At 60.3% G+C, this 22,034-nt stretch carries 21 protein-coding genes, 2 tRNA genes and 2 pseudogenes; 17 read left to right on the top strand and 8 right to left on the bottom strand.

The genetic code is table 11. From position 1 onward, the window contains the following. Window positions 1–152: 152 nt before the first annotated feature. A complete protein-coding gene (locus ACXAF5_RS11355; protein WP_474946658.1) occupies window positions 153–1,814 on the top strand; it encodes an NAD(P)H-hydrate dehydratase in 1,662 nt (553 codons plus the stop codon). Window positions 1,815–1,944: 130 nt separating this feature from the next. Here ACXAF5_RS11355 and ACXAF5_RS11350 read toward each other — a convergent pair. After that, window positions 1,945–2,029 (bottom strand) — tRNA-Leu (locus tag ACXAF5_RS11350). Window positions 2,030–2,394: 365 nt separating this feature from the next. On the opposite strand from ACXAF5_RS11350, the gene ACXAF5_RS11345 reads away from it, so the two are divergent. The 13 genes and pseudogenes from ACXAF5_RS11345 to ACXAF5_RS11285 all read left to right on the top strand — a co-directional run bounded on the left by ACXAF5_RS11345 (window position 2,395) and on the right by ACXAF5_RS11285 (window position 11,575). After that, window positions 2,395–2,471: transfer RNA gene (locus ACXAF5_RS11345), tRNA-Arg, on the top strand. A 686-nt stretch (window positions 2,472–3,157) separates the two neighbouring features. Continuing rightward, complete coding sequence (locus tag ACXAF5_RS11340; protein ID WP_474946657.1) at window positions 3,158–4,747, top strand: type VI secretion system Vgr family protein; 1,590 nt, start codon at window positions 3,158–3,160, stop codon at window positions 4,745–4,747. A gap of 36 nt (window positions 4,748–4,783) precedes the next feature. Beyond that, a complete protein-coding gene (locus ACXAF5_RS11335; protein ID WP_474946656.1) occupies window positions 4,784–5,239 on the top strand; it encodes a hypothetical protein in 456 nt (151 codons plus the stop codon). A gap of 8 nt (window positions 5,240–5,247) precedes the next feature. Next, window positions 5,248–5,634: a hypothetical protein gene (locus tag ACXAF5_RS11330; protein ID WP_474946655.1), complete on the top strand. Its 387-nt coding sequence runs from the start codon at window positions 5,248–5,250 to the stop codon at window positions 5,632–5,634. Next, on the top strand, window positions 5,634–7,211 hold the full coding sequence (locus ACXAF5_RS11325; protein WP_474946654.1) for a polymorphic toxin type 15 domain-containing protein: 1,578 nt from the start codon (window positions 5,634–5,636) through the stop codon (window positions 7,209–7,211). The genes ACXAF5_RS11330 and ACXAF5_RS11325 overlap by 1 nt, the downstream gene beginning before the upstream one ends. A gap of 8 nt (window positions 7,212–7,219) precedes the next feature. Continuing rightward, window positions 7,220–7,930, top strand: a complete 711-nt coding sequence (locus ACXAF5_RS11320) for a T6SS immunity protein Tdi1 domain-containing protein (protein WP_474946653.1) — start codon at window positions 7,220–7,222, stop codon at window positions 7,928–7,930. A gap of 42 nt (window positions 7,931–7,972) precedes the next feature. Then, a pseudogene (locus tag ACXAF5_RS11315) lies at window positions 7,973–8,317 on the top strand (DNA/RNA non-specific endonuclease); the annotation flags it as partial. Window positions 8,318–8,577: 260 nt separating this feature from the next. Further along, on the top strand, window positions 8,578–8,712 hold the full coding sequence (locus ACXAF5_RS11310; RefSeq protein ID WP_474946652.1) for a hypothetical protein: 135 nt from the start codon (window positions 8,578–8,580) through the stop codon (window positions 8,710–8,712). 80 nt (window positions 8,713–8,792) lie between these two features. Beyond that, entirely contained in the window at window positions 8,793–9,113 is a 321-nt protein-coding gene (locus ACXAF5_RS11305; RefSeq protein ID WP_474946651.1) for a hypothetical protein, read from the top strand. A gap of 244 nt (window positions 9,114–9,357) precedes the next feature. Further along, window positions 9,358–9,543 carry a hypothetical protein gene (locus ACXAF5_RS11300; RefSeq protein WP_239359748.1) on the top strand — a complete coding sequence of 62 codons (186 nt, stop codon included), beginning with the start codon at window positions 9,358–9,360 and terminating at the stop codon, window positions 9,541–9,543. Then, window positions 9,540–10,313, top strand: a complete 774-nt coding sequence (locus ACXAF5_RS11295; RefSeq protein ID WP_474946650.1) for a PoNe immunity protein domain-containing protein — start codon at window positions 9,540–9,542, stop codon at window positions 10,311–10,313. The genes ACXAF5_RS11300 and ACXAF5_RS11295 overlap by 4 nt, the downstream gene beginning before the upstream one ends. Window positions 10,314–10,372: 59 nt before the next feature. Beyond that, window positions 10,373–10,705, top strand: a complete 333-nt coding sequence (locus ACXAF5_RS11290; protein WP_239359801.1) for a PAAR domain-containing protein — start codon at window positions 10,373–10,375, stop codon at window positions 10,703–10,705. A gap of 561 nt (window positions 10,706–11,266) precedes the next feature. Further along, complete coding sequence (locus ACXAF5_RS11285) at window positions 11,267–11,575, top strand: hypothetical protein (RefSeq protein ID WP_474946649.1); 309 nt, start codon at window positions 11,267–11,269, stop codon at window positions 11,573–11,575. Here ACXAF5_RS11285 and ACXAF5_RS11280 read toward each other — a convergent pair. Further along, on the bottom strand, window positions 11,543–11,842 hold the full coding sequence (locus tag ACXAF5_RS11280) for a hypothetical protein (protein WP_474946648.1): 300 nt from the start codon (window positions 11,840–11,842) through the stop codon (window positions 11,543–11,545). The genes ACXAF5_RS11285 and ACXAF5_RS11280 overlap by 33 nt on opposite strands. A gap of 80 nt (window positions 11,843–11,922) precedes the next feature. On the opposite strand from ACXAF5_RS11280, the gene ACXAF5_RS11275 reads away from it, so the two are divergent. After that, entirely contained in the window at window positions 11,923–12,306 is a 384-nt protein-coding gene (locus ACXAF5_RS11275; RefSeq protein WP_474946647.1) for a transposase, read from the top strand. A gap of 809 nt (window positions 12,307–13,115) precedes the next feature. After that, window positions 13,116–13,882, top strand: a pseudogene (locus ACXAF5_RS11270) (transposase); the annotation flags it as partial. A gap of 168 nt (window positions 13,883–14,050) precedes the next feature. On the opposite strand, the gene ACXAF5_RS11265 reads toward ACXAF5_RS11270, so the two are convergent. The 4 genes from ACXAF5_RS11265 to ACXAF5_RS11250 all read right to left on the bottom strand — a co-directional run bounded on the left by ACXAF5_RS11265 (window position 14,051) and on the right by ACXAF5_RS11250 (window position 19,677). Continuing rightward, window positions 14,051–15,466: a UdgX family uracil-DNA binding protein gene (locus ACXAF5_RS11265; RefSeq protein WP_474946646.1), complete on the bottom strand. Its 1,416-nt coding sequence runs from the start codon at window positions 15,464–15,466 to the stop codon at window positions 14,051–14,053. Then, window positions 15,463–16,695, bottom strand: coding sequence for a putative DNA modification/repair radical SAM protein (locus tag ACXAF5_RS11260; RefSeq protein ID WP_474946645.1), 1,233 nt, complete (start codon window positions 16,693–16,695; stop codon window positions 15,463–15,465). Before ACXAF5_RS11260 ends, ACXAF5_RS11265 begins: the two co-directional genes overlap by 4 nt. Window positions 16,696–16,884: 189 nt before the next feature. After that, complete coding sequence (locus tag ACXAF5_RS11255; RefSeq protein ID WP_474946644.1) at window positions 16,885–18,357, bottom strand: FAD/NAD(P)-binding protein; 1,473 nt, start codon at window positions 18,355–18,357, stop codon at window positions 16,885–16,887. A gap of 156 nt (window positions 18,358–18,513) precedes the next feature. Next, on the bottom strand, window positions 18,514–19,677 hold the full coding sequence (locus ACXAF5_RS11250) for an S-(hydroxymethyl)glutathione dehydrogenase/class III alcohol dehydrogenase (RefSeq protein WP_239359723.1): 1,164 nt from the start codon (window positions 19,675–19,677) through the stop codon (window positions 18,514–18,516). Window positions 19,678–19,799: 122 nt separating this feature from the next. On the opposite strand from ACXAF5_RS11250, the gene ACXAF5_RS11245 reads away from it, so the two are divergent. Continuing rightward, complete coding sequence (locus ACXAF5_RS11245; RefSeq protein ID WP_474946643.1) at window positions 19,800–20,822, top strand: GlxA family transcriptional regulator; 1,023 nt, start codon at window positions 19,800–19,802, stop codon at window positions 20,820–20,822. A gap of 35 nt (window positions 20,823–20,857) precedes the next feature. On the opposite strand, the gene ACXAF5_RS11240 is transcribed toward ACXAF5_RS11245, so the two are convergent. Then, window positions 20,858–21,505 carry a DUF1826 domain-containing protein gene (locus ACXAF5_RS11240; protein WP_474946642.1) on the bottom strand — a complete coding sequence of 216 codons (648 nt, stop codon included), beginning with the start codon at window positions 21,503–21,505 and terminating at the stop codon, window positions 20,858–20,860. Window positions 21,506–21,534: 29 nt separating this feature from the next. Further along, the gene (locus ACXAF5_RS11235; protein ID WP_474946641.1) at window positions 21,535–22,008 is read right to left on the bottom strand and encodes a phosphoribosyl-AMP cyclohydrolase; all 474 of its coding nucleotides are present in this window, start codon (window positions 22,006–22,008) and stop codon (window positions 21,535–21,537) included. Window positions 22,009–22,034: the final 26 nt, after the last annotated feature.

Raw genomic sequence — 22,034 nt, 5'->3', positions numbered from 1 at the left:
CCTTGTCGACTGTGGTCAGATCATTTTCAACTGATCGCCACAATGTGTAAGCTGAAGCGCCTGCTGCCGAAATGTGCAGTTTTCCGATGGTGTGATGAAAATTTGGGCCATGCGATTAAATATTGGGCATTCGTGAATCGAAGGGGTGCGGAATGAGTGAATTGCTGACCGCAGCGCAGATGCGTGAGATCGAAAAAAGCGCCATCGACAGCGGCGCGGTGACCGGGCAGGCGCTGATGGAGCGCGCCGGTGCGGGCGTGGTAGAGGCGATTTTCGAGACCTGGCCGGAGCTGGGCGATGAGGCTGCCCCGGATGGGGGCGCTGCCCCCCGGCCTGCGGCCGTCCCCCGAGATATTTCGGAAAAGCTGAAGCGGGCTGTGGTGCTCTGTGGTCCGGGCAACAATGGTGGCGATGGTTTTGTGGTGGCGCGGCTGCTGAAGGCACGCGGTTGGGACGTCACGGTGTTTCTCTATGGCGATGCTGCGGCGCTGCCACCGGATGCACAGGCGAATTATGCGCGCTGGCTGGAGATGGGGGAGGTTCAGGCGTTATCCGCGGAAACGTTTGAGGGGGATCAGATCTGGCCGTCGAAGGATCTGGTGGTGGATGCGCTCTTTGGCACCGGGTTGACGCGCGCGGTGGATCTGCCGCTGGTCGCGTTGAAAGCGGCGCCTGAGGGGGGGCAGACGCCTCAGGTGGTGGCAATCGACCTGCCCTCGGGGCTTTGCGGTGACAGCGGGCGCGTGATCGGAGAGGCTGCGGTGCAGGCCGGTCTCACGGTTACATTTCATTCCCGGAAGCTGGGGCATGTGTTGGCGGAGGGGCCGCAGCACTGTGGGAGCGTGGTAGTCAAGGACATCGGGCTGGCGCCCATTTCGGAGGTTGGAGGCCAATCGCGTCAGGCCCTGGTCGCGTTGCACGGGGACAAGCGGATTGGCCGATATCTGTGTCGCGCGGCGGAGGCGTCCGCACCCGATCTGCAAAAGCAGGCCGATGAGCATAAGTATCACCATGGTCATGCGCTGATCCTGTCCGGTGGCGCGGGACAAACCGGCGCGGCGCGGTTGGCGGCGCGGGGCGCGCTGAGGATCGGCGCGGGGCTGGTCACGCTGGGTGCTCCGCCTGCGGCACAGATGGAGGTCGCGTGTCAGATCACATCCCTGATGCTCACCCGGGTTGACGGGGCAGGGGCGCTGACGGCGGTTCTGGAAGACAGCCGCATCTCCGCGCTGTGCCTGGGGCCGGGGCTTGGGCTGGACCGGGCGCGTCGCCTTGTGCCGGCGGCACTTGCGGCAGGCCGTGCGACAGTACTGGATGCCGATGCGCTAACGGCCTTTGCCGAAGCGCCTGAAGCGCTGTTCGAGGCGCTTCATCCGGCGTGCGTTTTGACCCCGCATGGGGGAGAGTTTTCGAGGCTCTTTCCCGATATCGCCGATAAGCTTGCCCAGCCCGCCACAGTCGGTCCGGCCTATTCAAAGGTGGACGCCACCCGCGAGGCCGCCCGTCGCGCCGGCTGCACGGTTCTGTTCAAAGGGGCCGACACCGTGATTGCCGATGAAACCGGCATGTGTTCGGTCAATGTTGCCAGTGGTGATCGCGCAGCACCCTGGCTTGCGACGGCCGGAGCGGGGGATGTGCTGGCGGGGTTCATCGCGGGGCTTTTGGCGCGCAGATTCGACCCGCATGATGCAGCCGCGACAGCCGCGCGGCTGCATGTGGACTGCGCGCGCAGCTTTGGCCCCGGGCTCATCGCCGAGGATTTGCCGGACCAATTGCCCCAGGTGCTGCGGGGCCTTCAGGCCCTGCCGGGTTGACGCCTGTGTCTCTCCCCGATGCGCGTGGGGCTGCAATGGAGAGGCTCGCTCCCTGACGGCCCAGGTCCCGATGCCAGCCCGCAGAAGGACACAAAGCGCGGTCTGATTATGCGGAGTATGAATGAGGGAATGGTGCGGGTGAAGGGACTTGAACCCCCACGCCTTGCGGCGCCAGAACCTAAATCTGGTGCGTCTACCAATTCCGCCACACCCGCACTGCGACAGGAGACACCCGTCGCGGAGCTGGTGATTATCAGAGCTTCTTTGCGGATGCGAGAGGAATTCTCGCCTCGCAAGACAGAAAATGGCGGATTTCGCAGTGCGGCTCTTTGGGTGAAGGCCAGGCGCGCGGAGAAATTTCGTATCAGAGCAGACGTGGCAGGTGTAAGCGCGGCGGGGGGCTGACCTCGTAGAGATCTTAAGCAATGCGCGCGTTTCTCCGGAGGCGGAACTGGCTAGGTCGTACAAGAGCACATGGCGCACGAATGGCGGCTCTTATTCGGGTTGGGCAAAAAACTTACGAGATGCTGCGTTTTGGCCTTGCACCTCGACGCGGTGGCCAATAAACCCCGCCCTCAGTGGACCGATAGCTCAGCTGGATAGAGTACTTGACTACGAATCAAGGGGTCGGGGGTTCGAATCCTCCTCGGTCCGCCACTTCCAAAATGTTGAACGTCAGACGAAATTGGCTTTTACGTCATAAACTGACCCAATCCGCTGTTTTTGCCGTGTGGCTTGTTGCGTTGATCTGACCTTCCTTCTGGAAAATCAGGGCTGATTTGCAGGTTCAGTCGGCGTAGCCGCCTGTTCCTGCTGATCTGCCCCAAGTTTCAAAAGGCGGGCGAACGCGGGAGGGGGCGAGGCAATGCTATTCGACCGGGTTGGTGCGGCCCGCAGGCGCAGCCAAGGACACGGCCCGGTCTAATAGAATTGCCCGAGGGGGAGGGCAGCACCCTCTTCTTGATGGCCAGGGGCGTTTGGCTCGTCCAAATCCCACTGGCCCACAACACAGAAGCGCCGGGGCCATCAGCCCCGGCTCAGTGATGCGGTCAATCAATTTTGAAAACTGAGTTCACAGGTTGCGGGACTGAACCGCTAGTGCTGATACTTGCATCGATGGCCGTAGCCAGCCCGAAGGAGACATCAACGCAATGCGCAGCGAGGGCGCTTATGCAAGCGCGAAAGTCTAACCGCGAGCTGACATTCAACTCGGCCTCAGCGACGTAGGACAATCACTCGAGCGTGATTGCACCGTCGTTATTTTCCCCACAGATAGAGATTTTCCACCCTTGATCCTAAAGGCGAGGCAGATATGCTCTCGCTCAATTTAAAGGTTGTGTTTTATGAATGTATTTACTCAGGATGCCCGGCTTGGGCGTCTGACGACTGTGCTGGGATCCGACGCGCTTGTGCTCTCGCGGATGGATGGCACGGAGGAGCTTTCAGGGGATTTCGAGTGGCGGGTTGAAGCGCTCTCAACCCAGAACACCCTCGACCTCAGCGCTCTTCTTGGAACCCATGCCACCGTTGAAATCAATCACGCTCAGGGCGTGCGGGCCTTTGACGGGATCGTGTGCGAAGCCGAGCAACGCGGGGCCTTCGAGAACGGGTTTCGCTATGACCTGACATTGCGTCCGTGGCTGCATGTGGCCAGCCTGCGGCGCAACATGCGGATCTTCCACAACAAAACCGTCATCGAGATTGTGCAGGATGTGTTTAGTTCTTACGCCGCACTGGGCAACCCTCATCTTGAGGTGCGGGTGATGGATGACTACCCGGTGCTGGAATACACCGTCCAATATGGCGAGTCGGATGCGGATTTCATTCGCCGTCAGCTGGAGCGCTTTGGCATCACGTGGTCGTGGCGACATGAAGCGGGATCACACACGCTCTTGCTCACCGATGCCGCGATCAGCCTGCCCGAGGTGCCGGGATCCTCACGCCCGTATGTGGGTGTCGCCGGATACCACCAGAGCGAGGAGGAGCATTTACGCCATTGGTCTGCGCGCGAGCGGATCACCACCGGCGCGGTGCGGCTGACGGAGTATAACTTCAAGATTCCCACATCGGCGCAGGAAGTTGACCAACTCTCTGATGCGTCTCATCCAAACGGCGATATCGAAAGTCATGACTGGCCGGGGGATTACCTCCACCAAGGCGAAGGCCGGGGCGTGGTGTCGCGCCGCCTTGAGGCCGCGCGCGGTCAGGCCCCGCGCCACCGGGCTGAGGGCGATGTGGTCTCCCTCGGCGCGGGCTGGCGCGTCTCACTGGCTGGGGATGATGCTCCCAAAGCGACGGGGCGCACATTCGTTTGCCTCAAGGCCACCCATCGGTTCCGGGCGCAAGCCTATGGGTCTGGGAGCGCGGGAGCGGATGACGCGCCGTATGACGGGGCCTATGTGCTGATCCCTGATGATGCGCCATTTCGCCCGGAGCGCCGCACAGCAGGGCCGCGCGTAGAGGGACCAGAAACCGCGGTTGTCGTCGGTGAAGGCGAGATCGATTGTGACGAACACGGTCGCATTTTATGCCGCTTTCACTGGGATCTCGATGGCGCGCACACCATGCGCGTTCGGGTGAGCCAGAACTGGGCCAGTCAGGGCTGGGGCGGAATGGTGATCCCTCGTATTGGCATGGAGGTCATCGTCGAACATCTTCGCGGTGATCCGGACAAGCCCATTGTCACCGGCTGCGTCTTTAACGGCAAGAACCGACCACCTTACGAGTTGCCCAAGCACAAGACGAAATCCGTTTTCCGCAGCGACAGTCACAAGAGCTCTGGCTTCAACGAGCTGACATTCGAAGACGCCACGGACAACGAAAAGATCTATCTGCATGCAGAAAAAGATCACGAACTGCATATCGAGAACAACCGCGCCAAACGGGTGGACCGCAACCAGTCCGAGTCTGTCGGGAACAACAAATCCATCTAGGTCGGGAACAACCATCACGAGGTAATCGGCGGCAACATGACTCTGATGGTGGGGCCGAACAAGCTGCAGTCGGCGGTAACCTCTGCCTTCAAGAAATTTACCAGTGTGATCGGCGACATGACCAGCAAGCTTGGCCTGCCGGATGCGCTCAACATGGGTGAAGGCAAACTGATCATCGGCGTTGCCAAGAACAAGGCGGAAACAGTGATGGTCAGTTCGACTGAAATCGCAGGTGCCGCAAAAGCCGTCACCGTTGGGGGCGGCATGCAGGTTACTGTTGGTGGAGTGAAGAACGAGAGTGGCGCCGTCGGGTCCTGGGAGGAAGTCGGAAACAACAAGGTGACCCATGTCGGTGAGAAATACGAAATCGTTGTCGGCAAGTCCAAAATTACTCTGGACCGGGAAGGCAATATCGCGCTGGACGGTGTGAACATCACCATCAACGGACAATCCGCGGTCACGGTGACCGGCGGGCGCATAGATCTGAATTGAGTTAGAAGATGGCCCTGAAAGTCACTTCCGGCGCCTGGAGCGATGCCGCAAAAGAGAACCAGCAGCAGCGTGATGCGCTGCGGCGAGCGTTTTTTGCTCAGGCTGGCGTTCCTGTTGCGGGCTCTTTGCGGGATGTGTTCCTGTCCCCTGCTAACCGCATCACCAACGTGGCCAGCTTGGTGCAGCACGTGCTGTCCCCCCGGATCGACGACGCCAATCTGACCGCAGCCGCTAAGGCTTCTCTTCAGGCAGCTGAAGCCATCGGCCTGGCAGTACCGGCGCTGCCGCAGCATTTTGACAGCCGCCCCCATAGTATCGCTGCACATTCGCCTGAGGTCCTGCGCAGTTTCTTCTCTGAAGATCAGGAGACCGGCCTTCAAATGGCGATGTTCTGATGGCGGGTAGCCTGGCTGAAACCACTCAAGAAAAGTTCCTTCGCGAGCAACAGGAATATGAGGACGCGCTTGCGGCCTATCACAACGTTCTGGGACGAGCCGCAAGCACAGTGCAGATTCCCTATGCGATGCAATCTAACTATTCCGTGGAAAATCAGGGCTACGAGCGAGCAGCCACCGATCCATGGATATCCGACCGCTTTCCGGAATTGAAAGCTGCCGCTGAACGTGTACAGGCCGAAGAACAGGAGTTTCTAGCTCTTGACGATCCTTTCCCCTCGCACGCCAACAACCAGTGTTCGATTTCCAGCTATACCGCGCAGAAAGTCTATGAGTACTATGCGCTTTTCGAAACGGTTTACTTATTGGCAACCGACGCGGCGTTTCGCGCCCAAGTCGTTGCGCAAATAGAGGCTTTACTGACTGGCAGTGGTTTCGACCATTACATGGCAGCCAATAACCTGCAAAATCAGGCTGACATTCTGATGCTAGGAAAGCCTGATCTTTTGGATTATTGGCTGTCAGACGACGCTGGCGACGAAGTTTTGCGTCAGCGCGAGCAGGAGATTGATCGGCAACTGGAAGTGATCGGTCGGCAGACAGCCTTTCACATGTCCGTTGTCGAAGGCAAGATTGCTGAATTTTTCAAAGCGGTCTGGCAGGATCTGAAACAGAAGTATTATGATTGCGGCATTCTCTATGCCGTATCCACAGTTGGTGTTGACGGCATCTTCCTTGCCGCTGAAATTTACTCAGGCCTTGCGTTTCTCCGCTTCTTGAAATTCGGACTCCGTGCCTTGCCCAAGGCCGGACAGATTGTGGTGGATATACTGGACGGGAATGGTCGGAAGATCGGCACCAGAACCCATAGTCAGGCCGCCCTAGCAGCCAAGTACGGCGAACCGCAGGAGAACGGTGTCGGCGGATTTGCACCGGACACCAACCGCGACATCCCCGATAAGCCGGCTGAAAAGGTGCTGGAACAGCAGCCGAGGGACCGGGAAAGCGGAAACAACGACAATGACGAACCGGAAAGGCCAAACCATCCGCGCGGCCCGCACCGCGAAGTGGATTGTTTTGACGTTCCGCGCAATGTTGACCGTGTCGAGTTCGACAGGCAACTGCGGGAACAGCAGGATACGATCAACAAAATGACTGCGGATGAGATGGGGTATGCCCATGCCGTTCTGGATCACGCCCGGGAAGTGTGGCGGGACACGGGGCAGAAGGGTAGTTTTACAAAGCTACTGAGAGGGAATGGTGAGGCGCAGAGGCAGGCTCGGACCAAGCACAGAGAATACTTAGACAAAGCCTTAGGGCTAGATGAAGATGAAATTGACGAGCTTATGGCAGATCTGGACGCAACCCATTTCTTAGACATTATTGCAGGTGGCGATCCTGAACACGTAGGAATGGGTGGAGCGCAAGAAAATCAGCGGATCGGACCTGCCTGGACCTACAAGAACACACCGAGCGGAGCATCCAGAGCAGGTCAATTGAAAGACTATGCTGACCAGTTAAGAGCAGCAGGTAGAAGTGATCATCTTATGAATGTCGGACTATCGAGTTGTGACTAAGGATTAACATGCTAGAAAGAAACTTCGAAAAAAGACTTAATCGTATTGGAGATTACACTCCGGTACAATTCCCCTCACAAGGCCAAGTTGCAGAAGGGCGTGAAGGGGTATCCAATACCTACGCCGAATTCATTAAAACCCGCGGATACGGTCTGGTGCGAGGTGGGCGGTATCAATTTTGCCCGGCAGATCAATATCGCTCCCTTGCTGCCTTGATCTTCAAGGCGGATACGGACTTCAGCCACACGGACGCCCGTATTTTAGGATTTGATGCTTTCGGAATGGAATTGATCGCTTGGTCTGAGAGGCACAATTCGATAACCGTAAATTTATTGAAATATCAAATTGAATGTTTTGATTTGGCAGCGCCAGTACTCAATTACCCGATGCCGACCCCCAAAAAAACGGTACCTCTCAACCGGGAAACGCGGACACGGACGATCTTGCCAACCGACGAAGACACCGGCGAATGCTGGGACTGGCAGGAAAACCGCATGTATGAAGCAGCAGTCAGAAAACTCGGGCAGTTGGAATTCGGTGAAGTCTACGGCTTTGTGCCTTCCTTGGGGCTGACCGGCTACAACAGCCGCTCCCGCACGCTGGACAACGTGCAGCGGGTCAAGGCGCTGGAGCATTTTTGCCTGATCGCCCAGCTGCAGCCCTTCCACCTGGTGCGCTCTAACATGGGCAGAACGGAAACTATCCGCGAAATCGGCTGATGTCCGGCCGCTGAACACGTCTAACGGCGGGATAACGCAACAGCCATTGGCAAGTTGGATAATGAAGGCGATCAAGGCGGCCATCTGGCGGCCCACCGCTTCTTCGGCGACACGCCAGACGAAGGTATTGCTCCACAGGCGGGGAACCTCAATATGGGCGCCTGGAAAACTATGGAGAACGAGTGGGCCGACTGGACTAAAATGGGTTATGAGGTTGATTTCAAAGTCGATCCGTATCCGCCAGGGGCGGTGAGGCCAGACGAATTTGATGTTCGGTACGAGGTGCGTGATCCAGAAACGGGGAAAGTTGTCTATAAAGACGAACCGGAATTTTCAAACAGGCCCGGTCAGAAATTTGATCGGGTTAGTTGGCGAGACGTGCAATAGAAATACGCGAGGAAGTGATGAGCGCGATTGAAGAAATCATTAAAACAACAATCGAGTATGATGCGCAGTTTACTGCTGACTGGATTTCCTTTTCCTTGGTGGTCAGAATCTCGGAAGATCGGCGGCCGAATGGTACAAACGGTTAACTCTTTAAGCGGGATGGCGATTTCGAAGCTATTTCGGTAAAATCCCGGCTTCTTTGCTCGTCAGTTTCTGACTACCTTCAGGGAGTCTACGGCGACGCCCAGCCGCCGATCAAAATGCTGCTTCAGTTCGACCGTGTCTCGGGCCGGTTCAACGTCCAGTTCGAGGACGAGGACGAAAGCCGCTGGCAGGTACGCCCGGCAGACATTCACGGATATATCGAAGAACTTCGCCCCAAGGTTGACCAATAACACCTGCCGAAGAGGTCCAGGCCAGAAAGCTGGCCAAGCTGATCCTGCCTTCCATCCCCGGTGACTACGCTGAGGACGCGGTGGCGATTTCGGCCTGGTTGTGGCTGTCACCGGACGGCCAGGGCGCTGGCGGTGGCGCGCGAGCCTACGATCCGATCGGTCATTCCACCGGCTTCAGTTTCCCGATTAAACCTTTGTTACCAGTGCTGAACACGCTCCGCGCTGTTCACCCGGACTATGAAACGCGGCACTGGAAGACGGCGCTGTTGCAATTCGGGCGCAAACCGCATGAACTTCATCTGAGTTATGAATACGAAGATCCCTATCGATGGATGATCACTGAGGAGAACTTCAAAGCCGTTCTCCCGACGCTTCGGCCAGGTTTTCTGCCGCCAGCCTGATCGCAATGCCCATCGCCATAATCCGCAGGTCGGACGCTGGGGCGAAGTCGAAGCTGACCGATATGCCGCCAGCCAGGGGTGGGAAAAGATCAATGGCCCCAACACCACGATGGACAGTCCCTTTACCGGCCCAGGTAAGATCGACGCAATATATCGCGATCCGGGCCCGCCACCGCGCTACATTGTTTCTGACGCCAAGGCGCTGGGGTCACAGCAGGGAACCACAAAACGAGGGGTTCTGCAGATGTCTGACGAATGGATCCGAGGAAGACTTGCCAAGGCAGGCCTTTCGCGTATGCACGCCCGCGAAATGGGCGAAGTATATGATCGGGTGCTATTACGCGTAGACAAAAGTGGAACCGTAACTGAGGAATGGCTCGATAAATTCGGCAAACCTGTTGCTGGGCCGGCATGGAGAATTCAAGAATGAGAGACCGCATTGCAAACGCGTCTTTTTGGAAACAGGCACTTGCATTCCAGGAAGAAGATATCGTCTTTTTTGAAGAAATCTATCGCAAACAAGATCCTGCTAAAGCTGGCGGTCGAGGAAATTCAGGTGAAGCACTCAGAGACAGTCTTTTCGAGATGTCGCTTCTCCTCTATTCAGCCGGTGCGCCTATGGAAGAAGTTGTGGCCCCAGGCTTCAGGGCGGTGGCGCAGCACTTTCCGGAGATCGTGTCACGTTTCGGAACCAAGATGCCCAATGGCATTGCGCGAGTCGGATATGATAACTACCTGCGGGACATGTCATTCCTGGTTTTGGCCCGGGCAGAATCTACTGAGGCAGAAGCCTTCTTCAGAACACTTGATCAATTCGATCTGCAAATGGATGGCTATGGCGGCTACGATCGGATCTGGGCGGCCTACCGACAGCATTTCGGTCTGCCGGAGGTTCCCGTCACGAGTGATGTGCATTGGCCCGAGGCCTATCAGAACCTGTGGTTGGCCATCGATCCCGCAGAGCCGGAATTTGCCCGCCCCCATCATTTGAAAAAATTTGTGGATGGCTGGTATGATGAAATGGCCTCTGAGTTGGCAGCCCAGACGACCCGCGGTGAGAACCTGGGAGAAAACAGTACCTACGTTGGCTACTGGTGCCTGGAGGCAGCCGCGGCCTCCGTCGCGTTTGGGATTGATGATAGGGAATTACGCGACCATCCCCATTACCCCGGTGAATGGGCCGATTGGGCGCGGTCGTAGCTTCGAGGCCGCACCGTTGTGATGAGTAGGCCGTTTTTGCAATCAACTTAATCTTGGGAGTGAGTGTCACGCCTGCTGCGGGACGAAAAGAGGATATCGGGTCGGGCAACGATGGCTTCCCACCCACACCAGCGAGTTCAGGAAGCGGTGATGTCGGTATCAATGGGAAGCCGGCGTTGCGTGAGGGGGATGCTTTTGCGCCGCACGCAAAGCCTAAACACCCGCCGCACGCGCGAGCTCTGTGGGCTGGATCGAGTAGCGTTTTTATCAACGGAAAGCCCGCTGGCCGCGTTGGGGATTCTATCGATTGCGGCGGGGCTGTCGAAAGCGGCTCTGACGATGTGTTTTGGCGGATGATCATTCAACGGGACTATTTCCGCCGGATAACTTGAACACTGATCGCCCCTCTGCGGCTGCGGCACGGTTCCGGCCCAGCCAAAGCAGTCACTGGTATGTGTACGATGAATTGGCGCTTTATCCTGCGACCTGTGAGTTCGATGAAAATAGGCGATTGCACTTGCGGCGAAGGTCAGCTCTTCCTAGTGCGCCTGCGGCATGGATCGCTCACCGTGCCTCTAAATCCCACTACTTTGCAAATAGCGCTCTCTGCGCTTTCCTTTCATTCGACCAGGACGCAGCATTTGGTACAGTGGGACTCTGCATCCCCGTCTTTTCGATCCGCATGAATGGCAGCTGTCGTATTGAGTCAGAAATGCTTGACGTTTGGGTCAGAATTGCATGAGGCGGCCGTTCCGTTCCCTCGGGTTTTGGCCGTGGATTGGGTCAAAGGTGTTCGACGTTCCACACAAGTTGTTGAAAGTCAGACGAAATTGACCACCTAGGCGTCATAAACTGACCCAATCCACATGATGTGATTGCAGCGGTCGCTCTCCGGAGGCGAACGAGGTCCGCTGTGTCGACCTCATGGAAAATTGCCGTGAGGTGAACGACCTATGAAACATTATGCCGGTTTGGGCGTGTCGCTGAACGAGATTTCGATCTGCGTCGTGGATGAGGATGGCGGGACGGTCGCGCGGGGAACATGCCCTGCTGACCCTGAAGGCGTTGCGGGCTGTTTTAGCAACCGCGATCTCAAGCCCCGCCGGATCGTGCACGAGAGCGGGATGCTATGGATCTGGCTGCAACGCGGGATGGCCCGGCTGGGATTGCCCGCAACCTGCATTGATGCCCGCAAGGCGCACAAGAGCCTCTCGGCGCGGCCGAACAAGTCAGACGCCGCCGATGCTGAGGGGCTGGCGTAGCTCGCGCGAACCGGTTGGTTCACTGCGGTGCACATCCGAAGCGAAGAGGAGTATCAGCTGCGCAATCTGGTTGGAGCCCGCGAGCGTTTGATCCGCCTGCGCAAAGATCTTGAAGGTCACATCAGGGGCGTGCTGAAGCCCTTCGGCATCCGCATGACGGGCATTGGCCAGGGACAGCAAAGGCAAGCGTTCCGGGACCAGCTGGCCGCGGCCGGCGAGACCGATCCGGTTCTCCGAGTTATTGCGGATGGCTTCATCGCCGCCCATACCACGTTGTGCCAGGCGGTGGAGGATCTCGACAAAGCGGTGAGGAGAAAGCCAAATCCCATCCTGTGGCACGTCGTCTGATGTCGATCCCAGGGGGCGGGCCGGTTAATGCGCTCAGCTTCATCGCGCTGGTCGATGATCCGGGCCGGTTCAACCGGGCCTCCGACGTCGGTGCGTTTCTCGGGCTCACGCCGAAGCGGCATCAATCCGGCGAGGTGGATTGGTCAGGGCGCGTGTCGAAATGCGGTGACGGCGCTATGCGCGGCTCGCTGTTTGAGGCGGCATCCTGCCTGATCCGCCAGGTCAAACGGTTCTCGCCACTCAAGAGCTGGGCCGTGCGACTGGCCGGACGGCGCGGGTTCCGCAAGGCGGCGGTCTCGACCGCCCGCAAGCTCGCCGTTCTGATGCTGACGCTTTGGAAAAACGAAACCGAGTATCTATCGACGAAGGAGGCCACCACCTGATCTGAGTTGCCGCCCCCGCGGCGGGGAGCGAAGTCCCAACGGGACGGAGGTAGATCGATCTCGTAAAAACGGTTGGGATGCAGGCTCACCTGCTCACCCTGCAATCCACATTGGAGACGATCCACCACCGAACACCATCGTGAGGCGCGTGAGCCGCTACCTCGAAGAGAACCATGACTCTGGACGGACAGATCGCTCGCCGTTTGACAATGTCGCAATCAGAGAGTTGTTTTTGCCGTGTGGCTTGTTGCGTTGATCTGACCTTCCATTCGGAAAATCAGGGCTGATTTGCAGGTTCAGTCTTTGAGCCCGCCTGTTCCTGCTGATCTGCCCCAAGTTTCAAGCGGCGGGCGAACGCGGGAGGGGGCGAGGCAATGCTATTCGACCGGGTTGGTGCGGCCCGCAGGCGTAGCCGAGGACACGGCTCGGACTGATCGGATTGCCCGAGGGGGAGGGCAGCGCCCTCTCCCTGACGGCCAGGGGCGTTGGGCTTGTCCAAATCCCGCTGGCCCACAAAACAGAAGCGGCGGGGCGATCAGCCCCGCCTCCGTGTTGCGGTCATACAATTTTGAAAACTGAGTTCACAGGTTGCGGAACCTTCCTGCCGTTGACTGCGACATCCTGACTATCTTTTTTCCTGCCCAACTCGGGAATAACTCGGGGTCGCCGAACGTTTCGGCTACAACGCGGGTCTGCGGCTGACCTAACATCGGAAGCACGACCGTTTTACCAAAATAGAAATCCTCATCAATCAAGCGAATGCCTCGCAGTATGCTAAAGAAGTCGGTTCTCGACGCAGCTTTGGGAACATGACTCTCCCTCTGCACGACTGTGGCGGGGGGGGGGATGATGCGCGGGACGAAGCGAGCGGGTCGTTATTCAGCTATGCCGATCTTGAAGAGCGCATCCCAGCACGGCACCCGTTGCGTAAGATCAGGCAGGTGGTCAACGACGCGCTGGCCAGTCTGGATGCCGATTTTGAGGCGGGCTACACCGATTTCGGCCGCCCCTCGATCCCGCCGGATCGGTTGATTCGAGCCAGCCTGATCCAAATCCTGTTCTCAATTCGCTCCGAGTGGCCGTTGATGGAACAGATGCAGTATAATCTGCTGTTCCGCTGGTTCGTGGGCCTTGGGATCGACGATCCGGTATGGGTGCCGACGGTGGTCACCAACAACCGCGACCGGCTGCTGACAGCCGATATATTGCGCAAGGTGATGGCGGCCATTCTGGCGCATCGCGAGGTCGCGCCGTTCCTGTCGGACGACGACTTCTCGGTCGATGGCACGCTCGTAAAGGCTTGGGCGTCGATTAAGAGTTTCCAGCCAGAGTCGGCGGGCACGCCGCCCGGCGATGATAGGCCGGATGACCCGCCCGCGATATCCATTGCCCCTGCCGCGCACCCCGCCCAGACCGAACCCGAGACCGCTCCAATGCCTCGCTACAGCCGCGGCACCCGAAATCCCGAGGTCAACTCCAAGGGCGAGAAGCGTTCGCATGCGACCCATGCCTCGGTCACCGACCCGGACGCACGGCGCTACAGGAACCCCCTGGCACAGGTGCGGTCGCGCTTTATCCTGACGCTCGCAGCCGGAAATCTCGCCCGGCTGCCCCGGTTGCTGGCGGAATGAGGCTCGAGGGGGGACCCAGGCCTGCTTCCAGCCACCCAATCCGGAAGACCGATGAGAGAACTCATTCCACCGCGGAGAACAGCTGCCTCTGGCTTGACTAATTCAGCGACCTGTTAAAGGCCTGTCGCACCTCCAACGCCCTGCGCGGCCATTCGTTCCTTCGCAAGTCCCGCAGCGCGGCTCAGATCGGCGGCCAGTTCGGCGCGCATCTCCGCGCCACGTGATCGTGCGCGCAGGATTGCTGCGGGATGCCAGGTAATGAGGACGTCACCGCCTCGGATCGCCGGTTCCAGCGTGCCACGTCGCGATGTCAGCGCCGCGCGACGCCCGGTCAGCGCAAATGCGGCGCTCGCGCCAAGCGCGACGGTAAGCCGAGGTCGGATCAGCCGTCGTTCCTGGTCCAGCCACCAGCGGCAATGGTCTATCTCGCCGCGCGTCGGGCTTTGGTGCAGCCGTTGCTTGCCACGCTGCCTAAACTTGAAGTGTTTGACGGCGTTGGTCAGATAAGAGGGCGGGCATCCCGCCTCTGCCATCGCCGCACGCAACAGCTGGCCAGCCGGGCCGACAAAAGGCCGGGCTTGCTGGTCCTCGTGATCGCCGGGTGCTTCGCCGACGATCATCAGGGGCGCGTCGGTGGGCCCTTCACCCCAGACCATCCGTCGCGGAGCGCAGAGGTCACAGCGCGAACAAGTCTCGGCCGCCGCACGCGCCTGATCGAGCGTGGCAGGCATTGCCGCGATCCGCGCCGCGCGTTTCGGCGGCTCTGTCGGCAGCGCGTCCCGCATCCGCTGCACGCGCGCTTCGGCGTCTTGCAACATGGCCGGGATCGCGCGGGTCTCGGGGAGGTTTTTCCAGTACTTCACCGGCATTTCGGATTTCATCGCCCCGACCTTCACCCGCGCCGGGTTGAATATATGGGTGAAATAGGTGGTCCAAAGCGCCTCTGACGCGTCCTCCGGAAGGTCCGGGCGCGGCCCCGGCAGATCAAAATCGAGCTGGCCGTCCGAAAACCGCGCGGTGCCGAACGGCGTCGCAATCAGCCAGTCCATATCGGCGAAGCGGCGGGCGAAGAAGGGAGTAGCAGCCTCCACAATGCGGTGGTCTGGCTCGAACCATGCGGCAAAGCGGCGGCGCGCGCCGTCTGTGGGCAATTCGCGAAACCGGACGAAGGCGTGCATCTTGTGAATGTCGCGTCCCACGGGTTTTGCCAGCCGGTCAAGACGACGGGTCAGAGGGTCGGCGGGGTTTCCAAGTGCGCGCCGGTCATTCTGATGCCGCCAAAGCGCCTGATAGAGCAGGGCAGGCGCCTCCGGGTCGGTATGGCAGATGACGCTGCCCGACAGTTGAACAAAGCTTTTGGGCACACGAAGATCGCGCGGGCCGTCCGCATCGGGCATGGGGTCACCGCCAAAGAGGGTGTCGCCCTGCCAGTCAACCTCCTCCGGGGCAATCCCGTGGCTGGCGAGACGCCGGGCGGCCTCGCGCCACGCCTTTGCGCGCCCCAGAACGGGCAGATCGATCTGGATCATGCGAACAGGCTGAGTTGCTCAGGCGGTGGCGCGTAGCGTGCGCGCAGTCCGGCGCTGTCGGTCAAAGCGCCAGGCGACCAGTCGGGCAGCGTGATGAACGGCTCGGCCTGTTTCACCCGCGCGCCGATGCGGATCAGATCCGCGTAGCGCAGCGGCCCGGAACGCCGCGCGGCAAGGATACGTTGAACGGTGCGTGTCCCAAACCCCGGAACACGCAGCAACAATTCGCGCGGCGCGCGGGCCACATCCACGGGAAACTGTGCGCGATGCGCCAGCGCCCAGGCGAGCTTTGGATCGATCTCCAGATCCAGATTACCGCCCTTGGTAGAGGACGTGATCTCCGCCGCATCAAATCCGTAAAATCGCATCAGCCAATCGGCCTGATAGAGCCGGTGTTCCCGGATCAGCGGCGGCCGGATCAGCGGCAGCATCGCGGAGCTGTCGGGGATCGGAGAAAAGGCTGAATAGTAAACCCGCTTGAGCTTGTAGCCCTGATAAAGCCGCGTGGACGTGCCCAGAATATCGCAGTCAGAGGTGCCATCGGCCCCAACGATCATCTGAGTCGACTGCCCAGCAGGGGCAAAGCGCGCCGGGCGCTTGCCGCGATGGCTGGCCACTTTACTGGCGGCGCGTGTTTCGCGCACATGGCTCATGGCGGCGCGGATACCCTTGGGCTGTTTCTGCGGCGCAAGCCTGGCGACACTGTCGTCTTTGGGAAGTTCCACGTTGATCGACAGGCGATCAGCATAGCGTCCGGCTTCGGTAATCAACTCGGGTGACGCCTCGGGGATCGTCTTGAGGTGGATGTAGCCCTTAAAGCCATGCGCCTCGCGCAGCATCCGCGCGATGCGGACCATATCCGCCATTGTGTCGTCCGGGCTGCGAATGATGCCTGACGACAGAAACAGCCCCTCGATGTAATTGCGCCGGTAGAACTCCAACGTCAGCGTCACGACCTCTTCGGGGGTGAAACGCGCCCGTTCCACCCTGCTCGAGACGCGATTGACGCAATAGACGCAGTCGTAGATGCAGAAGTTGGTCATCAGGATCTTCAGCAGGCTGATGCAGCGCCCATCGGGCGTATAGGCGTGGCAAATTCCGCTGCCCCCGGCACTGCCGACCCCGCCGGCGCGGGAATCCCGCCGTGTGGTCCCGGAACTCGCGCAGGAGGCATCGTATTTGGCAGCATCCGACAGGATTGCGAGCTTATCTTGGAGTGTGCGCTTCATGAGAACATATGTAGAACACAAGTGCGCGCGGTGCAAGGTTTGTCGCTGTCAGCTCAGCAGATCGGTCTTGTTTGAGCCTGTGATCGACACCTGCATTGGCTCTTCAGGATCGACCTGGGCGCTGGTCCGCATCAGGCTCAGTTTGCCATGCTTTGATGTTCTGTACTGCTTATCTTGAGCAGTGGAGGTTCAAACCCCGTCTGAGCCACCGAAAGATTGTCTGGCCCATTCCGCCGTTACATCGCCAAAGCAGTCGAGGAGCGAGTCCGTTGCCCACCTCTGACCTTCGGTCGTGCGGCCGAGCACGCAGAGCCCATCCGTCTCCGGTTTCAATCCGCAGTCTACCGTTAAGTGTCCCGCGCGGATCAGGCCGCGCACCAGGGGATCGGTGAGAGCGTCGGGCGAGGGGCCGGGAAGAACGCAATCGATCATCGCGTCGGCAAGGATCTTGTCATCCAGTCGCCACCCACCACGCTCCAGTAAGATCGCCGGGTCCTCTGCAACGGTCAGACGGACCAGACCCGTGTTGATCAGGGCACGAAGCAGGCGGGCGCTGCGCACGGGCGGGCCGTAGGAGTAGCGCTTCAGCCCGTTTTCAAAGGCGACCAGCGCGGAGCGGGTCTCGCAACTGCCGCCGCACGCTGCGAAGGGGCCCCGCACATCCTGTTGCAGTTTTCGCCAAACCTGCCCGACGGCATAACCGACAGAGGGCGCGCGCTGTCCGTCCGCCATCGCGAGCCCGTTGTCGAGCGCGGACACCGGGTCATCGCCTTCTTGCGTGCCCGGCGCGTCGCGCTCTGTGGCGAGCCACGGCTGGGGGTCGGTATTGGTGATGCGCGCGACGATCGGCGCAAGGGCGTCGGTCAGGCACCGGACCGCGGCATCCGGCGAAAGCGTCAGTGCCCGCGTCACCGCGCTGATCACCGCGCGCCGTTCGGTCGGGAGCGGATCAAAGAGCGCGTCGATATCGGCATTGGCCGGCTTCGGCATCGGTGGCATCCCGTCAAGCGAGAACGGCACGATCAGCTCCGGTTCCCGCCCCGAGGCGCGATAGCTGTCGCCATCCATTCTGCCGCCTTGCCCGATGGTGAGCAGGGCGATCACATCCAGCGCCGAGAGTGCAAGCCCACGCAGCGCCGCGACCCGCCCGCGCCAATCCACGGAGCGGATCGACGTCGTCGGGTAAGCGTCGATAAAGGTCAACTTTTGCGCGGCGGCATGCGCGCTCCAGCGGGCGGCCTGCGCGTCTTGCGTCACCGGGGGCTGGCCTTGCGTCAGAAGCAGGTTGTCAAACGGCCCCCGGCCATCGACGATCCAGCCGCGATCATAATGCGCCGACATGGCGGTGGCGGGGACATGTTCGACGTGGGGTTGCAGTTTCTGCCAGCGCTCTGTCAGGTAGCGGCCTACTTCAGCCCTCGGCGGGTAGGCCTCGGGCGCGCCCCCAAACCAATCGGCAAAGCGCGGCGCACCAAGATCAAGCTCGCGAGCCGGCAGGTTCAACAGGCACTCGGGCGCTTCGTCCGGACGAAAGTTTGGTCCGACGCCGGGGTAAGGGCCTGGTTCAAAGATGCAGATGCGCAGGTCAGGTGCAACCGCCAGCGCCGCCTCGGCGGCGGCCAGCCCCCTGGGGCCGAACCCGATGATTGCTAGCTTTTTCACTGACACGAGAGGCGGCGTAGCTCAGCCGCTGTGGAAAGTAAAGCGCGCGGCGCGCTGGACTTGCCTCGAAAAATCGCCGGGGTGGGCAGAGCGTAGGTTTTGAGCCGGCGAAGGCCCGCCATGGTGGTGGCGGGCCGTTGCCAATCGATGACAGGCTCAAGTCGGGACGATGATCCCGGGCAGGTCGTTGACCAGCATGGTGTCGGACGGCTGGAAATGGATCACGGACCGGATCGACTTGCCCGCGTGCAACAGGTCAAAGGCCGTGTTGATCTGGTCGTGCGTCATGTTGTGGGTGATGTAGGGATCGACGTCAAAGTCCCCCCGCAGCCATTCATCCACCATGCCCGGCAGCTGGCTGCGCCCCAGCACGCCGCCAAAGGCCGATCCGCGCCAGACCCGTCCGGTCACCAGCTGGAACGGACGCGTGGCAATCTCTTCACCGGCACCGGCGACACCGATGACCGTGCATTCGCCCCAACCCTTGTGGCAGCACTCCAGGGCCGCGCGCATGACATTGACGTTGCCGATGCACTCGAAGGAGTAATCGACGCCGCCGCCCGTCATCTCGACGATCACGTCCTGAATGGGCTGTGAGAAATCCGCCGGGTTGATGCAGTCATGCGCACCAAGGCTGCGGGCCAGCTCGAATTTATTCGGGTTGGTGTCGATGCCGATGATGCGAGAGGCACCTTGCATTTTCGCCCCCTGGATCACGGCCATCCCGACCGCCCCGAGACCAAAGACCGCAACCGTTGCCCCGGCTTCGACTTTGGCCGTGTTGCGCACCGCGCCCATGCCGGTGGGAATGGCGCAGCCCATAACGGAGGCTTTGGCCAGCGGGGCCTCTTTTGAGATCTTGGCCACCGCGATTTCCGGCAGGACCGTGTATTCGCTGAAGGTGGATGTGCCCATGTAGTGATGGATCATCTTGCCCTTGTAGCTGAACCGCGAGGTGCCGTCGGGCATCACGCCCTGGCCTTGGGTCTTGCGGATGGTCTGGCAGAGGTTGGTCTTGCCCGACTTGATATAGGGACAGTTCGGATCCTCGGGCGTATAGAGCGGGATGACATGGTCGCCGGGCTTGAGCGAGGTCACGCCCTTGCCCAGTTCCTCGACGATGCCAACGGCCTCATGGCCCAGAACGGCCGGGAACAGGCCCTCGGGATCCGCGCCGGAGAGGGTGAACATATCGGTATGGCACAAGCTGGTTGTGACGATGCGGATAAGGACCTCACCCTCCTTTGGCCCCTCGAGATCGATCTCTTCGATTTCAAGCGGACGGTTGGGTTCCCAGGCGATGGCGGCACGGGTTTTCATGGCATTTCCCTCTGTTGTGGAGTGGTTGCCTGATGTTACATTATCACATTGAGGGGGCGAGGCGTTCCACCCCTCGGATCTGGCCAATCAACGGGCCGTATCGGCCACAACAGGGATCAGACATGTCTGTAAATCAACATCTTGCCCCCGGGATGGACCAGCGGCGGCACGTCGCCTTGGTGATCTATCCGGGCTTCAAGACATTGGAGGCAACGGGGCCGCTCAGTGTTTTTGGCTATGCCACGCGGCATCTGGCCGAGGCAGGATACGCCGGGGGCTATGACGTCACCATCGCAGCACCCGAGGTGGGTCACATCCCCTCGGATACGGCGATGTCGCTGGAGGCAACGGTAGCCCTGAAGGAGCTCGGCGCGCCGGAAACGGTCCTGATCGCCGGCGCCGCCCGGATCGAAGAGGTGCTCTCTGGACAACACGCGCTGGTGGACTGGTGTCGCGAGAACGGACCGCGGGTTCGGCGCTGCGCCGCGCTTTGTACCGGGTCGTTCTTTCTGGCGGAGGCCGGTCTGCTGGAAGGGCAGCGCGCGGCGACGCATTGGAATTACGCCGAACGGCTGCGCCAGCGCTACCCGGAGATTGAGGTGGATGCCGATGCGATCTTTGTACAGGCGGGCCGTTTCTGGACCTCTGCGGGGGTCACGGCGGCGATCGACCTGACGCTGGCCTTTGTCGAACAGGATTACGGTCGTGACATTGCGCTCGGGGTGGCGCGCGACATGGTGATGTACCTCAAACGCCCCGGTGGGCAATCACAATTCAGCACCTTGCTGACGGGGCAGATGGCGGGCGCAACCAGCATGACCAAGGTGCTCACCTGGATAAGCGACCGGCTGGATCAACCGCTGAGCCTGAGTGACATCGCCGCCGCGCATGGGATGAGCGTGCGCAGCCTGACCCGCGCCTTCACGGCCGAGTTTGCGGTCGCCCCGATGACCATGCTCGAAGCCCTGCGATGTGACCGGGCCAAGGCGTTGCTGCTGGATACGGACCTACCACTAAAGATCCTGGCCTATCGCGCCGGGTTTCAGTCGGACGAGCAAATGCGCAAGGCCTTTCGCCGCCGCTTTTCCCTGTCGCCGCGCGACTACCGGGCGCGGTTTGCGACCTCCGGCGCACCGCCTGGCTAGCGCCCAGCAGTGCGAACACCCGGGGTGCGTAGCGATCAGTGCTTGTAGGCCGCCGCAGCTTCTTCTGCTGGATTGTAGATCGGGTCGAGCACCAGCAGCAGCCGTGTTTCACCGGTGCCCGCAATGGGCGGCGAGCGGTGCAGCACCCCCGAGACCGGCGTTTCCGGCCACCGCGTGCCACGCAGAATGATCGGCGCGCCCGTTGGGACGGTCAGGATCTGCGCGGGGTCGTGGCCATTTTCGGACAGCCCATACTGCGTGCCGGTGCCGCGATAAGTGCAGACCAGGCGGGCCTTTACGGCATCGATATGAAACTTGCGACACGCATTGGTGTCGACGACGTCAAAGCGCAGCCGGACGTAGGCACTGTCCATGACATCGGCAAAAATCGACGCCAGTGCCGAGGCGTCTTCGATCAGCATGTTGCGCTCCTCACATGTCGGCGTACCGCATTGATCGGCAATATTGATCAGCGCGTCACAGACCGCATCCGGCCGCAGGATCAGCCGCGCCTTTGGCAATTGTTCGGGCGGCAGCGCATCGATCCATCGCTGGAACCGTGGCAGCGGATCGCGCTGCCAGATCGTCGCCGCGCAGGCGGGCTGGTGAATGGCCGTCAGGCCACTTGGTGCGGTGACCGATGTCGTGCAGTCGTCGAGCGCGGGGGGCGTGTCGAGGATCATCTGGCGAACTCCTGTTTCAGGCATTGATTTCAAGGCTGGTAGGGCAGGGACGAATGATGCAGGACGATGCGCAGGATGCCTGTTTCGTCCTTCTTGTAGCCAAAGCTCTTGTCCACCGTGGTGACGGAGCCGTCCTTGTTGGTCAGCTTGACCCAGCCCATCCACATGGCGACATCGCCCTGGACGAAGCGGGCCGAGGGGATGCTCTCCATGGCGCGCCAGCCCATGATCGCAAACCCGTTGTCGAGGGGGTAGTCATCGGAATGGCCGCAGAAATAGGCCAAGGCCCCGGCTTTGGTCGGGCGAAAGGTCTGCGCGCCGCTGGCCATGGTCGGTTTGAACAACACCGGCCCGAGGTCATAGCCGTAGTAAGCGTCGATATTGGCCGAGGCGACCGCGCGGGCGGCTTTGATACCGCCGTCCTCAAAGGCCTTCGAGATGGCGATTTTTCCATTGCCCCAGATGGTCAGGGCGTTCTGGATGTCGTCTTCGGTAATCTGCAAGGAACAGTCCTTTGTTTGATGGGGTC

The organism is Epibacterium sp. ABV4_022 (genome assembly GCF_056159345.1).
The sequence above is the reverse complement of the archived record's forward strand: the minus strand, read 5'-3'. Positions and strand labels throughout refer to the sequence as shown.

Excerpts from the sequence above, each read along its gene's own strand:
- ACXAF5_RS11355 (WP_474946658.1), top strand. The coding sequence starts at position 153 with ATGAGTGAATTGCTGACCGCAGCGCAGATGCGTGAGATCGAAAAAAGC.
- ACXAF5_RS11340 (WP_474946657.1), top strand. The coding sequence starts at position 3,158 with ATGAATGTATTTACTCAGGATGCCCGGCTTGGGCGTCTGACGACTGTG.
- ACXAF5_RS11335 (WP_474946656.1), top strand. The coding sequence starts at position 4,784 with ATGACTCTGATGGTGGGGCCGAACAAGCTGCAGTCGGCGGTAACCTCT.
- ACXAF5_RS11330 (WP_474946655.1), top strand. The coding sequence starts at position 5,248 with ATGGCCCTGAAAGTCACTTCCGGCGCCTGGAGCGATGCCGCAAAAGAG.
- ACXAF5_RS11325 (WP_474946654.1), top strand. The coding sequence starts at position 5,634 with ATGGCGGGTAGCCTGGCTGAAACCACTCAAGAAAAGTTCCTTCGCGAG.
- ACXAF5_RS11320 (WP_474946653.1), top strand. The coding sequence starts at position 7,220 with ATGCTAGAAAGAAACTTCGAAAAAAGACTTAATCGTATTGGAGATTAC.
- ACXAF5_RS11310 (WP_474946652.1), top strand. The coding sequence starts at position 8,578 with ATGCTGCTTCAGTTCGACCGTGTCTCGGGCCGGTTCAACGTCCAGTTC.
- ACXAF5_RS11300 (WP_239359748.1), top strand. The coding sequence starts at position 9,358 with ATGTCTGACGAATGGATCCGAGGAAGACTTGCCAAGGCAGGCCTTTCG.
- ACXAF5_RS11295 (WP_474946650.1), top strand. The coding sequence starts at position 9,540 with ATGAGAGACCGCATTGCAAACGCGTCTTTTTGGAAACAGGCACTTGCA.
- ACXAF5_RS11285 (WP_474946649.1), top strand. The coding sequence starts at position 11,267 with ATGAAACATTATGCCGGTTTGGGCGTGTCGCTGAACGAGATTTCGATC.
- ACXAF5_RS11280 (WP_474946648.1), bottom strand. The coding sequence starts at position 11,842 with ATGGGCGGCGATGAAGCCATCCGCAATAACTCGGAGAACCGGATCGGT.
- ACXAF5_RS11275 (WP_474946647.1), top strand. The coding sequence starts at position 11,923 with ATGTCGATCCCAGGGGGCGGGCCGGTTAATGCGCTCAGCTTCATCGCG.
- ACXAF5_RS11265 (WP_474946646.1), bottom strand. The coding sequence starts at position 15,466 with ATGATCCAGATCGATCTGCCCGTTCTGGGGCGCGCAAAGGCGTGGCGC.
- ACXAF5_RS11260 (WP_474946645.1), bottom strand. The coding sequence starts at position 16,695 with ATGAAGCGCACACTCCAAGATAAGCTCGCAATCCTGTCGGATGCTGCC.
- ACXAF5_RS11250 (WP_239359723.1), bottom strand. The coding sequence starts at position 19,677 with ATGAAAACCCGTGCCGCCATCGCCTGGGAACCCAACCGTCCGCTTGAA.
- ACXAF5_RS11245 (WP_474946643.1), top strand. The coding sequence starts at position 19,800 with ATGTCTGTAAATCAACATCTTGCCCCCGGGATGGACCAGCGGCGGCAC.
- ACXAF5_RS11240 (WP_474946642.1), bottom strand. The coding sequence starts at position 21,505 with ATGATCCTCGACACGCCCCCCGCGCTCGACGACTGCACGACATCGGTC.